Source organism: Ligilactobacillus sp. LYQ60 (genome assembly GCF_045033015.1).
GTDB lineage: Bacteria > Bacillota > Bacilli > Lactobacillales > Lactobacillaceae > Ligilactobacillus.
This window is the reverse complement of sequence record NZ_JBJFZV010000001.1, coordinates 355,623-372,111: the sequence shown is the minus strand read 5'-3', so window position 1 is coordinate 372,111 and position 16,489 is coordinate 355,623. Positions and strand designations below refer to the sequence as shown.

The 16,489-nt window shown below is 44.3% G+C and carries 17 protein-coding genes; 16 read left to right on the top strand and 1 reads right to left on the bottom strand.

The genetic code is table 11. The features are described 5' to 3' along the window. Positions 1-53: 53 nt before the first annotated feature. The 13 genes from ACI3EZ_RS01780 (at position 54) to holA (ending at position 12,455) form a co-directional block, all read left to right on the top strand. The gene (locus ACI3EZ_RS01780; RefSeq protein WP_405025329.1) at positions 54-950 is read left to right on the top strand and encodes a hypothetical protein; all 897 of its coding nucleotides are present in this window, start codon (positions 54-56) and stop codon (positions 948-950) included. 9 nt (positions 951-959) lie between these two features. Next, on the top strand, positions 960-1,244 hold the full coding sequence (locus ACI3EZ_RS01775; RefSeq protein WP_405023891.1) for a UPF0223 family protein: 285 nt from the start codon (positions 960-962) through the stop codon (positions 1,242-1,244). 5 nt (positions 1,245-1,249) lie between these two features. Continuing rightward, positions 1,250-2,023 (top strand): inositol monophosphatase family protein, encoded by a 774-nt coding sequence (locus ACI3EZ_RS01770; RefSeq protein ID WP_405025328.1) that lies wholly within the window; start codon positions 1,250-1,252, stop codon positions 2,021-2,023. Between the two features lie 117 nt (positions 2,024-2,140). Next, entirely contained in the window at positions 2,141-3,991 is a 1,851-nt protein-coding gene (typA, locus tag ACI3EZ_RS01765) for a translational GTPase TypA (RefSeq protein ID WP_405023889.1), read from the top strand. A 352-nt stretch (positions 3,992-4,343) separates the two neighbouring features. Next, a complete protein-coding gene (locus tag ACI3EZ_RS01760) occupies positions 4,344-5,540 on the top strand; it encodes an FtsW/RodA/SpoVE family cell cycle protein (protein WP_405025459.1) in 1,197 nt (398 codons plus the stop codon). A 29-nt stretch (positions 5,541-5,569) separates the two neighbouring features. After that, complete coding sequence (locus ACI3EZ_RS01755; RefSeq protein ID WP_405023887.1) at positions 5,570-5,872, top strand: YlbG family protein; 303 nt, start codon at positions 5,570-5,572, stop codon at positions 5,870-5,872. Next, positions 5,872-6,429, top strand: coding sequence for a 16S rRNA (guanine(966)-N(2))-methyltransferase RsmD (rsmD, locus tag ACI3EZ_RS01750; protein ID WP_405023886.1), 558 nt, complete (start codon positions 5,872-5,874; stop codon positions 6,427-6,429). Before ACI3EZ_RS01755 ends, rsmD begins: the two co-directional genes overlap by 1 nt. 2 nt (positions 6,430-6,431) lie before the next feature. After that, complete coding sequence (coaD, locus tag ACI3EZ_RS01745) at positions 6,432-6,920, top strand: pantetheine-phosphate adenylyltransferase (RefSeq protein WP_405025327.1); 489 nt, start codon at positions 6,432-6,434, stop codon at positions 6,918-6,920. Beyond that, entirely contained in the window at positions 6,904-7,950 is a 1,047-nt protein-coding gene (locus ACI3EZ_RS01740; RefSeq protein ID WP_405023884.1) for a SepM family pheromone-processing serine protease, read from the top strand. The genes coaD and ACI3EZ_RS01740 overlap by 17 nt, the downstream gene beginning before the upstream one ends. 76 nt (positions 7,951-8,026) lie before the next feature. Then, entirely contained in the window at positions 8,027-8,671 is a 645-nt protein-coding gene (locus ACI3EZ_RS01735) for a helix-hairpin-helix domain-containing protein (protein ID WP_405023883.1), read from the top strand. A 53-nt stretch (positions 8,672-8,724) separates the two neighbouring features. Further along, a complete protein-coding gene (locus ACI3EZ_RS01730; RefSeq protein ID WP_405023882.1) occupies positions 8,725-9,204 on the top strand; it encodes a ComE operon protein 2 in 480 nt (159 codons plus the stop codon). A 94-nt stretch (positions 9,205-9,298) separates the two neighbouring features. Continuing rightward, a complete protein-coding gene (locus ACI3EZ_RS01725; RefSeq protein WP_405025326.1) occupies positions 9,299-11,428 on the top strand; it encodes a ComEC/Rec2 family competence protein in 2,130 nt (709 codons plus the stop codon). Continuing rightward, positions 11,421-12,455, top strand: coding sequence for a DNA polymerase III subunit delta (gene holA, locus ACI3EZ_RS01720; RefSeq protein WP_405025325.1), 1,035 nt, complete (start codon positions 11,421-11,423; stop codon positions 12,453-12,455). The genes ACI3EZ_RS01725 and holA overlap by 8 nt, the downstream gene beginning before the upstream one ends. Before the next feature lie 236 nt (positions 12,456-12,691). Here the strand turns inward: holA and rpsT are convergent, their stop codons facing one another. Further along, positions 12,692-12,946 carry a 30S ribosomal protein S20 gene (gene rpsT / locus ACI3EZ_RS01715; protein WP_405023879.1) on the bottom strand — a complete coding sequence of 85 codons (255 nt, stop codon included), beginning with the start codon at positions 12,944-12,946 and terminating at the stop codon, positions 12,692-12,694. Between the two features lie 269 nt (positions 12,947-13,215). On the opposite strand from rpsT, the gene rpsO reads away from it, so the two are divergent. The 3 genes from rpsO (at position 13,216) to ACI3EZ_RS01700 (ending at position 16,339) form a co-directional block, all read left to right on the top strand. Continuing rightward, complete coding sequence (gene rpsO / locus ACI3EZ_RS01710) at positions 13,216-13,485, top strand: 30S ribosomal protein S15 (protein ID WP_283581541.1); 270 nt, start codon at positions 13,216-13,218, stop codon at positions 13,483-13,485. 176 nt (positions 13,486-13,661) lie between these two features. After that, the gene (locus tag ACI3EZ_RS01705) at positions 13,662-15,371 is read left to right on the top strand and encodes a ribonuclease J (protein ID WP_405023878.1); all 1,710 of its coding nucleotides are present in this window, start codon (positions 13,662-13,664) and stop codon (positions 15,369-15,371) included. Positions 15,372-15,445: 74 nt separating this feature from the next. Next, the gene (locus ACI3EZ_RS01700) at positions 15,446-16,339 is read left to right on the top strand and encodes a hypothetical protein (protein WP_405025324.1); all 894 of its coding nucleotides are present in this window, start codon (positions 15,446-15,448) and stop codon (positions 16,337-16,339) included. Positions 16,340-16,489: the final 150 nt, after the last annotated feature.

Below are 16,489 nucleotides of genomic sequence, written 5' to 3'. Positions count from 1 at the left end.
AAACCGGCTATGTTATAATGAGGCGAGAAGTTTTGATGGGAGGAGGGATGATTATGACAAATAAGGTGTTAATTTGTGGTGGCGATGCGGTGACGACAGCGTTTGTTCGTTCATGCATTCAAAGTGACCTCCGGTACAACTGTACGTGGTTTCTCCCCACAGATGGACTGGTTAACGCGGCAACCGTTGATGCGTTGCTAAGTGATACCCTTTTTGCCAACCGGTTTGTGCTTGATAAAAATGCAGCACCAGCGTATGCCGATTACGAGGTTTTGTTAATTGCTCCCCCAACGAATGATGCTGATGAAACAACGAACATCGCGTGGTTACAGCAAATTCTTAATGCGGCGATGGCTGCGGGCTTTAAGGGAAAGGTATGCTTAGCGTTTAATAATGATTACTTGCCTGTCTATTTAGCGCAGCACTTTTCGGGTTTACGGCCGGAAAATATTATTGGAATTGGCACCCTTCCGGAGTCGTTAATTGTTAAGCAGCTCCTCAGTAAACGGTTTCGAATTGAGCCCCGGAGTATTACGGTCAACGTGTATGGCATAACATCTAATCCGTTCATTTGTTGGAGCCAGACCCAGATTTCGGGGGTGCCATTGCAGTCCTTCGTGGATGGTGATAATGCAGTTTTTAATGCGGATCAGTTAGCGTCAATTAGTCAGCGCTCCCAAAGTTTGGCCCAGTCAGCCCACGTGATTGCCGAAATTCGGGGACTTCAGCTTGTGCTAAATGCCCTCGTTCTTGGGCGCGCTGTCATTGCACCAGTTACCCACATTGAAGAGATTACCCCAACCCCAAGTGCAATTAGTACGCCGGTTTTATTAGGGCAAAACGGAATTACGACGTTTACAATCCCAGCAATGACGGCTGATGAGGAGCAACAGTTGGCTCGAATTAAGGCGGTTGTTACCCAGGCAATCGTGGCATACACGCAAAGGTAGGTGGGATGAATGAGTAAACGCATGGTTGTAAATTACCCGCTTTTTCCGGAATGGACGACTGCCGAAGTAATTACGGTAACTAATTTTTACGCTTTGGTGGAGCAGTACTATGAACGCGGTGTTAACCGGGAAGACTTTTTGGTAGCATATGCTGCTTTTCGTAGAGTTGAGCCAACAATTATGGCCCAGAAACAGCTTGACCGGGCGTTTCAACAGGAAGCGGGTTACAGCATCTACCGGGCGGTTAAGGATGCGCAGCAGCAAACAACGAAAAGAATTAAGTATCGGGGTTGACTAGGATGGAGTTGGCAAAAATTGATGAACTTGTTTATTCTTGGATGCAACGGGCACGGGAAATAATCCTTACGGGGATGCAGTGTACACTGACCGTTACGACTAAGACCAGTCGGAATGACCTAGTAACTAACATGGACCGGCAGGTGGAGCAGTTTTACTATCAGCGGATTAAGGCAACCTTTCCGGCATCCGTGATCCTCGGGGAGGAGGCTCAGCATCACCCAGCACTGGTACCAGGACAGGGAATGCTATGGGTTATTGATCCGATTGACGGAACGATGAACTTTGTCCGGCAGCGGACAGACTTTGCAACGATGATTGCACTCTTCGTTAATGGTCGGCTTGTGCGGGGGTACATCCTTGATGTTCCCCGAAACGAATTGTTTTGGGGAGGCCCAGGAAAGGCCGTTTACCGTAATAAGCAGCAATTAGCTGCCCCAGAAAATGTTTCCCTCAAAGATGGGTTAGTTCAGGTTAGTAACAGGTTTATCTTGAATGATTACGCGCACAGCAAAGCGATAATTAACGCGAGTTCTGGATTGCGGGTGTTTGGCAGTGCGGGGATTAGTTTTATCCATCTGTTGACGGGGCGGTGTATCTTATACATGGCTAAGCTTAAACCGTGGGATTTTTTACCGGGAGTGGCACTAGCGATGGGAGCTGGTCTGCAGGTGGGATTGCTTGATAACAGGCCAGCAAAATTAGAAGCAATTTCTTTGGCAGTAACGACACCGGCGGCATGGCCGGCAATTCAACGAATAATGTACGGGGAATAGTCCCCGTTTTTTAATAAAAACGCTCACTATGTATTGAGTCCGACGAACGGACAATGTAAAATTAAACTGAGATGTTATGACGTAAATACGTCATTAAAAACGAAAGGAAGAGCAAGCTTGAAGTTACGTGATGATATTCGGAACGTCGCCATTATTGCCCACGTTGACCACGGGAAGACGACGCTTGTTAATGAGATGTTGAAGCAGTCCGACACGTTAGATGAACACACGGAAATCGGTGATCGGGCCCTTGACTCTAACGCACTTGAAAAAGAGCGCGGGATTACGATTCTTTCCAAGAACACGGCCGTTAAGTACAAGGATAAGCAGATTAACATTCTTGATACTCCAGGGCACGCTGACTTTGGTGGTGAAGTTGAGCGGATCATGAAAATGGTTGATGGGGTTTTACTGGTTGTTGATGCCTTCGAAGGAACAATGCCACAGACCCGGTTTGTACTGAAGAAGGCCCTTGAACAGCACTTAACGCCAATTGTTGTTATTAATAAGATCGATCGGGAAGGAGCTCGACCAGAGGAAGTTGTTGATGAGGTGCTTGACTTGTTCATTGAACTTGGGGCGGATGAGGACCAGTTAGAGTTCCCGGTGATCTACGCTTCGGCTGTTAACGGGACGACCTCGATGGATCCGGATCCATCGACGCAAAAACACACTATGGACCCGATTTTTGATACAATTTTGGACACAATTCCGGCACCGGTTGACAATTCTGACGAACCACTGCAGTTTCAAGTTGCAATGTTAGATTACAATGATTTTGTGGGCCGGGTTGGTATTGGCCGGGTTTTTCGCGGCAAGATTAAGGTTGGAGACCAGGTTACGGTGATGAAATTGGATGGAACCCAGCAGAACTTCCGGGTTACGAAATTATTCGGATTCTTTGGGCTAAAACGGTTGGAAATCAACGAAGCGAAGGCCGGCGATTTAATCGCTGTCTCTGGGATGGATGATATTTTCGTAGGGGAGACGGTTTGCCCGGTCGATCATCCTGAGGCACTTCCGGTTCTTCGAATTGACCCACCAACACTACAGATGACTTTCAAGACAAATGATTCACCGTTTGTTGGGCGCGAAGGGGAAAACGTTACGGGCCGGAAGTTGGAAGACCGGCTGAAGTTGCAGCTCCAAACGGATGTTTCTTTGCGCGTTGAGGACACGGAACAGCCGGACGAGTGGATAGTTTCTGGTCGTGGAGAACTCCACCTGTCAATTTTAATTGAAACGCTTCGGCGTGAAGGGTTTGAGCTTGCTGTTTCCCGGCCAAAGGTTATTTACCGGAAGATCGACGGTCAGTTATGTGAGCCGTTCGAGAGTGTTACGATTGACACGCCGGATGAGTATTCTGGTTCTGTGATTGATTCAATGGCCCAGCGGAAGGGCGAAATGACTAACATGGAAACCGGTGCTAACGGGACAACGCGGATTGAGTTTACCGCGCCAACCCGGGGGTTAATTGGGTACGACTCTCAGTTTTTGTCGATGACACGGGGTTATGGAATTTATAATCATACATTCTCCGAGTACAAACCGGTTATCCGTAACTGGGAACCTGGGCGGCGGAACGGTGCCTTGGTTTCAATTAATCAAGGAAAGGCCACAACCTACGCAATTATGGGGGTTGAAGGCCGGGGAACAATTTTTGTCGACCCAGGGACGGAAGTTTATGAAGGAATGATTGTGGGGGAATCTTCCCGGGAGCGGGATATTTCTGTCAATATTACCAAGGGGAAGAATCTAACGAATGTCCGGGCGGCTGCCAAGGATCAGACGGCTACGATTAAGAAGCCGACCCACCTTTCACTGGAAGAATCTCTCGAATTCTTGAACGAAGACGAACTGCTTGAAATTACACCGGAAAGCATTCGGCTCCGCAAAAAGATCCTGCAGACAAATATGCGGGAAAAGGCCGCTAAGCAGGCTAAGAAGGCGACGAGCGATAAAAAATAATCAGTAAATTTACTGGAAAAGGAGGCTGTGACAGAAGGCGCAGCCTCCTTGTTCTTTCCGTAATCCCAAGTAGGTTGGGGAAAGTTTGTCATCCATCTTATCGACCTTTTGTGATTTGTTCGGTTTGCTGCTTTCACTCTGGCTGCATTGTTTGAATAGTTATTATGCAAAAGCAAGGCCCCCAATCAGCGGGCGTGATGAGCGGGAATAGTTATTGATATTTTGTCTCATCTGATGAGCGGTAGTTGGTGAAACGATTCTGTATGCTATAATTAGCGGGAGTGGCGGTCATTGGACTGCTGAACTAGGATAACTAAAGAGAGTTGAGCCAAACATGAACAACTTTGAAACAATGCGGTCCAATATTCGGGCTAAATTTCAGTATTTTGATTATTATTTGTTTATTCCATATATTATTTTGTGTTTAATCGGGGTCATTATGGTTTATTCTGCCAGTTCGGTTGACTTGACCTACATGGGATTGGCAACGACAACATACATGGATAAGCAGTTGATTTACGTTGTGATGGGTGTTCTTTTACTTGCGTTAATGGTCCATTTAAATCCCCGCTTTTGGGTTAATCAGAAGATGGTTAATATTGGGTACTGGCTAGTACTTGGGCTGTTACTGTTTGCTAAGATTTTATCACGGGCGGTTAACGGAGCAAACGGTTGGATTAATTTGGGGATTATTAATATTCAGCCCTCTGAACTATGTAAGCTTTACCTTATCATGTACTTATCTTATTGGTTTACTAAACGCCAGAAGAAACTACAGCTCGGGTTAGAGCCAGTTAATATGCGCCGGTTATACTTAAAGGTAGGACTACTCTTGCTGGTAATTTTGATTGAGCCTGATTTTGGGGGGACAATCATTAACTTTATGATTGTAATTACAATTTATAGTGCCAGTTTGAGTGACTCTAAGCGAGGGCTTAAAGTATTAGGTGGTATTTTAGCGTTAATGTTTGTTGGAATGCAGCTTTTCCGGTTTGATTGGTTTGTTCGAATTATTAAATCAATTCCTAAAATTGGCTACGTTGCAGCCCGTTTTCAGGCACAGTTTACGCCGTTTAAGTTGATTCAGAGTAGTGGAAAGCAACTTGTTAATTCCTTGTATGCAATCAGTAACGGAGGAATGTTTGGGTTAGGTCTTGGAAATGGAATTCAAAAACGGGGATATCTTCCTGAACCACACACCGATTTTATTCTTGCGGTGATTGCTGAAGAGCTTGGCGCAGTTGGTGTACTAGTTGTTTTAGGACTACTTGCGTGGATTATTGCCCGGATCTTTTTAATTGGAATTCGATCAAAGACTAGATATAACACGTTGTTCTGTTACGGGGTTGGAATGTTTATGCTCGTCGAAACTCTGTTTAACGTTGGCGCGGTTAACGGCTTACTTCCAATTACGGGGGTAACGTTACCGTTTGTTTCGTATGGAGGATCGAGTATGTTAGTTCTATCAATGGCTCTGGGAATGGTAATGAATATTTCTGCAAATGAACGGCGTGATAACGAGGTGGATCTTGCCCGGTATATCAAATAGAAGTTAAGAATAAAGAAGGAGACGATTGTATGACACTTTCGGTTCCACAACGGCAGGGGATAATTGTATATTTTCGGGGGATGCGCCAGGTGCGGCAGTTGCGACGCTTTGGGACTGTGCACTACGTTTCTCCGCGGATGCATTATGCGGTTCTATATATTAATCAGGACCAAATTGATCAAACCGTTAGCCGGTTAAAGAAACAACGGTTTGTGCGGCGGATTCAGTTATCCGTTCAGCATGAACTCCGTGCAGCGTTGGTTGATGGGGAAGAAAATCCCCTTGCTCCGGTAACATTTTGGCCAACAGAACAACGGGGGAGGGATCAGTAGTGCGAATTATTGCGGGTGAATATGGTGGTAGACGATTGAAGGCTGTTCCTGGAATGAAGACGCGGCCAACTACCGATAAGGTTAAGGAAGCAATGTTCAATATGATCGGACCGTATTTTAACGGGGGACAATCGTTGGATTTATTCGCTGGAAGCGGGGGATTAAGTATTGAAGCCGTTTCCCGTGGAATCACGACAGCCACGTTGATTGATCATCAATACCAGGCGATTAAAACGATTAGGGATAACGTTGCCGTGACGAAGCATCCGGAACGGTTTAATGTATATAAAAATGATGCTGTTCGTGCAATTCAGGTTTTGGCGCGGAAAAATAAACAGTTTGATTTGGTTTTTTTTGATCCGCCGTATAAGCAGCAACAAATCGTTAAGATGATGATGCAGCTGCAGGACGGGCACCTTCTCTCACGGGCAGCAACGATTGTGTGTGAAACAAACCAGGAAGCACATTTACCTCTCTGGTTTGCCGGGTTCACGGGCGTCAAGCGTGCTAATTACGGAATAACGCAGGTAACGATTTACCGGTTTGGGGAGGAATAGTCATGCAAGCGCTTTTTCCAGGAAGCTTTGACCCCATTACGGTGGGGCATGTTGATTTAATTACGCGGGCAAGCCATCTTTTTTCTTCGGTTGTTGTGGTGGTAGCCGATAATCCTGATAAGCACGGATGGCTTTCCGTTGCGCAGCGGGTTGCACTGATAGAAAAAGCGATAGCAGTACTACCTAACGTAACGGTTACCGCAACGGATGCATTAACGGTTGCCTTTGCCCGGAAAGTTGGCGCGCAGGTAATTGTTCGGGGAATTCGGAATACGCAAGACGATGAATTTGAACGAAATTTAGCAGCGGTCAATTACCACCTTGATCCCACAATTGAAACGGTTTTGCTTCCAAGTAAACCACAACTAACGTTTGTTTCGTCAAGCGCAGTTCGTGAGATCATTCGGTTTGGGGGTGATCCTAAGGGATTGGTTCCTCCGGTTGTTGTGGAAGCCTTAGGAAGGATGCGTGATAATGAACGAACAAATTAAACGGCGGCGCAATGTTTTTACGTGGATCTGTGCTATTACAATGGCAATCATTTTTTTGGTAGCTCCGGTTCCCCGATACATTGAGTTTCCGGGAGCAGCGCAAAATATTGCCCAGTACGTCCACGTTGACAATCACAAGAAACAGCCTCACGGCGCGTTAATGCTTGTGTATGTAAGTATGATCCGGGCTACGCCAATGACTTATACACTGAGTTATTTTTCACCTTTTGCTGAGCGGGATACTAGTCAAAGTGTTCTTGCTGGAAACAATAATGCGCAGTTTAACCGGGTACAGCAGTATTATATGAGTGATGCTGTGAATGAGGCGAAGTACGTATCATTGCGGCTTGCTCATCTTCCAGTACGGCAACGATACATTGGAATTTACGTAATGCAGGTGATGAAGCAGTCTAAGTTTAACGGGAAACTCCGGGTGGGAGATACAGTTACCGCTGTTAACGGGCGGCACTACTCCAACGCAACGGCATTCCAACGGGTTTTAGGAAACCAGCGGGTTGGCCAACGAGTAACAATTACATACCTGCGAAACGGACAAAAACATCGGGTAACCGGACCGGTTATTAAGCTTCCGGGGACTTCTAGGACGGGGCTTGGGATTGAACTAGCTAACCGCTCAACGGTCCGAACTCCTGTTAAAATCAAAGCTGATATGGGACGCATTGGGGGGCCATCAGCGGGGATGATGTTAACCCTTGAAATGTATCAGCAGTTAACAGGAAAAGACCTAACGAAGGGCCGACGAATTGCCGGAACCGGGACAATTACCGCGAGCGGGGCGGTTGGCGACATTGGTGGTGTTGACAAAAAAGTTGTTGCGGCAAGCCGCGCAGGAGCGCAAATTTTCTTTGTTCCTAATAATCCGACGCCGGCGGTAGTAAAACGGATTGATCCCCATGTTCAGAATAACTACCAGGAAGCACGAGCGATGGCTCGTAAAATTCAAACCCCGATGAAGATTGTCCCGGTTAGAAATGTTCGGGATGCTATCCGTTATTTGAATCGCCACTAAAAAATACGGAATTTCACCTTAATTGGTGAGATTCCGTATTTTTATTCCTAGTTATAAGGTGAGGGGGTGATGATGAATGATGGAATTATGGGAACGACTTATTGATTTTTTTGAGCGTTTTCGTTTAGTTATATTTACTCTTTTTCTTGTTATTGTGATAGCTTTGTTGGGAGTTGTAAAGTGGAACAGTGAAATCAAAAAGGGATCACCTGAACCATTAGCAGCAACCAAAGAATCAACTAAAGAAATGCTTGGTCGTTCCCACGTATTAAAAAAACGGTTGGATTGTTTTGTTGATGTTGAGGGAGCGGTTAATTCCCCGGGCGTTGTTCGGCTTACGAGTGGGCAACGGGTAGTAAATGCAATTGCACGGGCTGGTGGGATGAATGGCCAGGCAGATAGCGTTCGCGTTAACCTCGCGAAGAAAATCAGTGACCAGATGATGGTGTATGTTCCCCGAAAGGGTGAAAAGAGTAGTCCTGTCGGAGGTGATTTGGCAACTACGAATTCCACTAGCGAAACAGCACCAGTTAATTTAAATAGCGCGACTGCTGAGCAGTTAATGACAGTTGATGGAATTGGAACAAAGAAGGCACAAAAAATTGTCCAATTTCGGGAAGAACACGGGCCATTTGCTAAGGTTAGTGATCTTCAGCGTGTTGGAGGATTTGGCCCTAAATCAATTAGTGCATTAGCGCCACGACTTACGGTGGAGGGTTAAACAATTCCAGCAGGGTGTATACTAGCACCAAGAAGATTATGAAGGAGCGATCAATGATGGTAAAACGAATTCCGTGGGACCAATACTTTATGTTGCAAGCTGTTTTGCTATCGTCTAGGAGCACATGTAAGCGATTATCTGTAGGAGCAATTTTAGTTCGTGATCACCGAATTATTGCCGGCGGTTATAATGGTTCGGTCGTGGGAGATACACACTGCATTGACGACGATTGTTACCTTGTTGATGGTCACTGTCAGCGGACTATTCATGCGGAAATGAACGCCGTACTTCAGTGTGCTAAATTTGGTGTACGTACTGATGGTGCTGACATTTACGTAACTGATTTTCCGTGTCTTCAGTGTACAAAGATGTTGTTGCAAGCGGGAATTAACAGAATCTTCTATCTGCGAAACTACCATAACGACCCATATGCAATGCGACTTTTATCCTTAAAAAAGGTTGCCGTTAATCAGGTTCAAGTAGATATGCACTATTTGGAAACTGTATTGGCGGATAAAGGATTAACCGATTAATTATCATGCGCAACGCTTTATATTAGTCAGTTGTGTTGATATTGTCCTCCTAGCCTGGATACTAGTGCGATGGTCTTGGTTAGGATTAGCTTTTTTGGGGTTATGGCAGGTTCGAATTCTGTTTATGCGGCGTTCAGGTATATTGTTTTGGTCAGTAGGATGCCTTGTTATTGGGAGTATTGTTATTAATCAGCGATTACACCACCATCAACTGATGCGAATGACAAATCCGCATAATATAATACAAAACCATGTCGTTGTATCGGGCGATGAAATCACTCAGATGGGGAGGGTGATTACCTTTACGGGATGGTGGCAAGAAGGACATCAGCGCATCAAGGGAAGGGTTAGTCAACAATGTCATAATATTTCCACTGATAAAAAATACACTGTTGTTTTTGATGGAACGGTTCAAGCAATTGCGGTACCAACTAACGAAGCCCAACATGATTGGCGCCTTGAAGCGCAAGCGCGGGGAATTGTGAATGACCTTAAAATTAATAGGTGTCGTTTTATTCCTACTCCTTTGAAAATAGGCGTAGATTACGTTAAAGCGTTTCGGGGAGCATTAATTAGGTATTGTAGCTGTCTTAATGAGCCACTTAGATGGTTTGCACTGGCGTTATTGACAGGGAAGCTTGAAAATACCGAATTAACGAATCAAGTGCGGCAATTAGGGATGTTGTACTTGTTCTGTTTGTCAGGATACCATGTTTTTTTGATTCGGTGGTTAGTTAGCCGATTAGTCCGATTATTAGGGGGAACATCTCAGTGGGAAAGGTGGTTTTTTATTGGAGGACTACCCCTGTGGGTGGTAATCGGTGGTAGTAGTCCTGGATTAGTCCGAGCGGGGCTCATGGTTTTCTTGATGGATATTGTTTATTGGAAAGGCCGGCGCGTGTTTAATGGAATTGAAAGCTGGGCAGTAGTGCTAGCTGGAAATGTATTGTGGTCACCAGCGGCTATTTTTCAAATGGGGGTACAATTAAGCTACCTGTTAACGTTGGGACTAATTATTTTTGCTGAGTTACACTTGAAGGTATTTCGATTAAATATGGCCCTTAATATCTTAGGGTTACCACTAATCTTATGGCATACCTTTCAATTCAATCTATTAACGGTCCCGCTTGCTATTATTGGAACGATTGTTTTTAATGTGATTATTGTTCCGGTAACGGTATTAGGAGTAGTCTTTCCTGGCTTGCAAGGCGTTGCCGTTGAAATTTTAAGGTTGATTACCGCTGGAATTGGTTTTCTTAGTACGCTTTCAACTATCATTACGGTCGGGCGACCAGCAGTAATATTTTGTGTTGGGTGGATAATTGGTTGTTTGCGGTGGCCGCCTGAACGTTGGTGGCGGTACGTGCTTCTTGGAAGTTGCCTATTAATCCAATGGCTAGTTATCAGGGCCCCTTTATCAGATGAAATCGTTTATTTTGATGTTGGTCAGGGAGATTGTAGTTTAATTAGAAGTGAAACCAGCCATAACATTACGATGATTGATACTGGTGGCCGAATTGGGGGGCGCCATTATCGTCAGGGAACACCAGAAATTCAGGCTGTGGGTGACTACCTACTAAGTCGGGGGATTAATCAGATTGATCAATTGATTTTAACGCATAAGGATACGGATCATATTGGTAATTTTCCGGCGTTAAGTCACCGAATTAAAGTTCGTCGGCTTTTTGTTCCTGCGGGTATGGAACGACAACGCCGTTTTAAAGTGGAAGTACAACAGGCTACACTTAATTCCACTCAACTGATCCCCTTAACAACGCGTAACGCTTCACAGTTGTGTGGTATGACGGTTTTATGGCCTCCTACTCAAAGCAATGGGGACAATTCGTCGTCAGTCACGGTAATAACTAATTTTCACGGAATAAAGTGTTGGTTTAGTGGTGATTTAGAACAATCGCAAGAACAAAAAATTATCCAAACTTATCCGAATTTACAAATCGATGTTTTGAAGTGTGGGCATCATGGAAGTAAAACGGCAACCAGTCCAAAGTTGGTTACCCAAACCCATCCGCGGTTAGCGGTTATTTCAGTTGGTAAAAACAACCGGTACGGTCATCCCGCACCAGTAACCTTTAAAACGTTAGCGCAGCATCAGGTACCAGTCTTTATGACAAGTCATGATGGCATGGTAAAGCTTGAATGGCGATGGTTAAACAGGGTAAAATTTAAAACGGTAGTTACTCGAAGGAGGGGAATTTGTGGATAGCGAACAATTACAAAAAAATATTAAAAGTGGAACCGTAGCGCCGGTGTACCTCATTACTGGTAATGAGCAATATCAGATTGATGAGATTCATCAGCTGTTTGCTTCCCTAATTCCTACCGAGGAGCAGGGGTTTAACCTAGCACAGTATGATATGGCGACAACGCCAATTGAAGATGCGGTTGCTGCCGCCCGTGACTTACCTTTTATGGGTGAACGGCGGGTAATTATTGCTAACCGAGCGGATTTTTTGGCTACTAATGGGGTAAAATCAAAGGTTGAGCACAACGTAACTGAATTAAGGGATTATGTTATTAACCCCGAACCAACATCAGTGCTCGTCCTTTTCGTTCCGGCGTCTAAGCTTGATGGACGTAAAAAAGTTGTTAAGACTTTGAAAAAAGCGGCGGTTGTTGTTGAAACTGAGCAGTTAAGTGCGGAAGCCTTGCGTCAACGAATCGATGCTCATCTCAAGCAAACCAATGCGGCATTTGCTGATCAACAAGTTAGACAATTATTTATGAACCGAGTCGGAAATGAACTTGCGGCGGTAATGGCCAGTCTTACTAAGTTGGCTTTGCTTGCACAGAGTAATGATGGGATAATTACTCGAAATGATGTTGTGGGGATGATTCCTGCTAACCTTGAAGAGGATGTTTTTGATTTAACCGATGCGGTGCTTCGAGGACAGGGAGGGAATGCACTTCAAATTTATCAAAATTTAATTGCCCACCGGGAAGAACCCGTTCGAATTAACGCGGTTTTACTTGGACAGTTTCGGCTGCTTCTCCAGGTTGCAATTCTTAAACGAAATGGATATGATCAAGGAAATATTGTTAAGACGTTAAAGGTTCATCCGTATAGAGTTAAGCTTGCGCTTCAGCATGTTAGTCATTTACACTTTAAGGTATTAGTTCAGGGATATCACGAACTGTTAATAATTGATGAACGCCTAAAAACAACGCAACAGGATCCAAAATTGTTATTTCAAATGTTTTTAATGCGTGTAATTCCTGTCCAAGCAAAATGAGTATTAGACAATGATAAACGGTATATGAAGGAAACGAGTGTAACAAAAGTTGAAAACCACCGAATTATATAATATAATTCGAGAATTTTCGAGCTTTTGTTGCGCTCATTTATTTTGGCATTAGAAGATCTAGGAATAAAAAAGAGGTTGGAACTCATACGTTCCAGCCTTTTTTAAGTCATATGAATAACGGAGACAATTCGTGATGAATCATCTCCGTTTTAGTTATAGCCATGTTACTTTGCAAGGCGAGCAGCCATCCGCGACTTATCACGGGCAGCCTTGTTTGCCTTAATCAGGCCTTTAGCCTTGGCAGAATCAACCGCTGAAACAGCAGCCTTAAAAAGTTCATCTTTGTTGGCTGCATTTGCCATAACGGCCTTGTCGAACTTCTTAACGGCCGTCCGCATAGCGCTTAACTGTTGTGCATTCCGGGCGTTTGCCTGTTCGCTTACCTTAACCCGCTTAATAGCTGACTTAATGATTGGCATGGTGTCACCTCCGCTTGCGCGATAATTACGATAATAAATATCATGAAAATTCAACAGGAACTATTATACAAGAGGTGTCATGGTAATGCAATGTTTATTCCGAGAAGATATTGTTCAATGAAGATTAATAAAATCATTTGCAATGGTTAGCTTTTTTCGATAGACTAATGGAGTGCGGAAAGCATAGACCCTGACTTAGTTTACCGCTAACTCACCGACGCTTTACTCGGTTAAGGGTTTCACTAATACAGAAAGGTGGGAACAGCTTTATGGCTATTTCACAGGAGAAGAAGAACGAAATTATGAAGAAGTACGCCCGGCATGAGGGCGATACTGGTTCTGCTGAGGTTCAAATTGCTGTTTTAACGGCAGATATTAATGAATTGAACGAGCATATTCGGAACCATAAGAAGGATTATGCATCTCAGCGGGGACTAATGAAGAAAATTGGTCACCGGCGGAACTTGTTAGCATACCTTCGGAAAACAGATATTCAGCGGTACCGTGAATTAATTAAGAGCCTTGGTTTACGGCGGTAATTAATCAGTTTTTATGGTTAGGATGAGCCATGACAATTTTGTCATGGCTCTTTTTATAATGAAAGCATCCGACATAGGCTTCTTTGAGGACTTCGTGTTTCAGAATTAACGTGGTATAATTAATAGTCAGATATCGAATGAACGAAATAAAGTATGATATAAGGTGAGGTGGAACCATGAGCAAGGTTAAGATCATTCCACTTGGCGGTGTTCGTGAAAATGCTAAAAATATGTATGCCGTTGAGGTTGGAAATGAGCTATTCGTTTGCGATTGTGGTTTGAAGTATCCCGAGGGAGATTTACTGGGAATTGACAGTGTCATCCCTGATTTTAGTTATTTGCGGGAAAACGCACAGCGAATTGTAGGTGTCTTTTTAACGCATGGTCATGCTGATGCGATTGGGGCATTGCCGTACTTTGTAAGTGAGTTTAACGTGCCTGTTTTCGGGTCAGAATTAACGATTGCCCTTGCTAGGCTATATTGCAAAGGTGTAGCTAAAGCTAAAAAATTTAATGATTTCCATGTGATTGATGATCAAACTGAGATTGACTTTGAGAACGCAACTGTATCATTCTTTCAAACAACACATTCAATTCCGGAATCCTTAGGGGTAGCCATTAAGACTGATCAGGGAAACGTGGTCTACACTGGTGATTTTCGGTTTGATCAGGCGGCTGGAGCGGGGTACAAAACAAATTTTGCCCGAATCGCGGAAATTGGTAGTGAGGGCGTTCTTGCGTTATTGAGCGACTCAGCGAACGCAGAAAATATTAAGCCGACGCTGAATGAGCAAGAGGTTTATGATCGCCTGCGGGAACCATTTGAGTATCATAAGGGACGGATTATTGTTGCCTCGATTTCATCAAATATTCTGCGTATCCAGCAGATTTTCAACGCGGCAGCTGCAAGTGAGCGTAAGGTTGTGTTGACCGGTCACCGGGTTGAGGAGATTATTCGAACGGTAATTAGGTGCGGAAAGTTGCGGCTGCCGGTTAACGATTTATTAATTAACGTCAATGAAATTGATAAATATGATGATCAGCAGCTTGTTATTTTGGAAACTGGATTGTCAGGAGAACCGTTGAAGTCGCTCCAACGGATGGCTCAGGGTAGAAATAAGCGAATCGGGTTACACGAAGGGGACCTTGTTTTTATCACGACGACCCCATCCCATGCCGTTGAAACGATGCTGGCCCGTACAAAAGATATGATTTATCGGGCAGGAGCTGACGTGCTTGCGTTAGCGGATGAGTATAATACTGCAGGACACGCTACCCGCGCTGACTTACAGTTATTAATGAATTTGTTAAAGCCAAAATACGTTTTCCCTGTGCAAGGGGAGTACCGGTTATTGGCTGAAAATGCGCGGAGTGCGGTTGAGATCGGAGTACCACAGGATCATGTAGTAATTCTTTCTCGTGGTGATGTTGCTGAGTATGAGCGCGGAAAATTTGTTGTTGCATCCTCAGTTGAAGCAGGCGACACCATGATTGATGGGAGTGGTGTTGGTGACATTGGAAATATTGTTTTGCGGGACCGGAAAGTTTTGTCAGAAGACGGGATCTTTATCGCGGTTGTTACAATTGACCAAAAGCACCGACTGATTATTGATTCTCCCCAAATTACGTCGCGGGGGTTTGTTTATGTTAAGGCAAGCAAAGAGTTAATTAATAAGAGCATAGCGCTTGTTCGCCAAGTTGTTCAGGCCAACTTAGATAATAAAAATCTTGATTGGAGTCACCTTAAACAGGATATTCGCGAAAAATTAGGGCATTATCTTTACGAGCAAACCCACCGGCACCCAGTGATTTTACCGGTTATTATGGAGATTAACCAGCATCGTGGCCGGCGGCGAAAAGACAGACATTCAGACAAAGAAAATTAACGAAGCAATTAGCAGGTTAGCTGAGCCATATATTAAGAAGTGACAGCGGCCTGTTTTTTTATGGGAGGATATTAATGCCAGCGGATGACATAAAAGCGGGAATTCAAGCACTAAATGATGGTCAGTACCGAAGGGCAACAATTCTTTTAACGGCTTGTTATCAAAAAAACGCCACATTTCGAGTGAATTATTTACTAACACGAGCACTCGCTAAAATGGGAGATTATGTGGCAGCTTATGCAACTGCTAAGGATTATCCGCGGGAATACTTAGAGAATGACGATTATTTTGTCCAGTACATTGAGTACGGGTGCCAGGCAGGAGCTGTTCTTGAAATTGTAATGTTGCTCACGGAGATTAGCCACTTTTTGTCTGCTACCGAGAAAGAACGGTTTGGCGGGGTAATTAAACGGGCAACAATTCAGTATTGGAATAATCAATCTACGACAGCAACTCAGGTGATGAGTCAACTGGCCCATTGCGGTGGAGAAGGGGTGTTAATCCAACGCCAACGGGTAAAGGCGGCTAATGCGCTTACTCCACGGCAATTTGTGGATGCCAGTCGGCTTCCGTTAATTGACCCGGCAGTTCATCCACTTGTTCGGGCAACCCTAATGGATGATTTGCGGCGACTAGCTGTTTTTCGCCACATAATGATTCAACCGTTAATCGGTTCGCCACAAAGGGTTGTTCCAGGGAGCCTTGATGCACTTGACGATGCGCCAGTTGTCCGTCATTACTATCAGGAGATTATTGAGTGTGAAAGTGAAGAACCACTCGCGCTTCGGTTACAACGGTACGCTGAGGTGCGATTAAAGTTAATGGTTTTATATCCCTTTCAGGATGATGTAATTAATGATGCAGAGCGGTGGCGATTGATTCTGTTGAATCAACAAGATGAACTTTCAACTAAGGAGCGGGAAAAGGCGCACCTTTTGGAAAGAACCATTCAACAGTGGCGGGTATAGAAAATTAATGATAAGTATTTACAAATAGAGAATGCCTCTATATAATCGACTACGGAATTCTTCTTCCGGAGGAGTGGAGCGGAGTTTTCGTTGCATTCTAATTAGGAAGTAGTATAATAAACACTAAAGTAATTATCGGCTTTTGCGCGG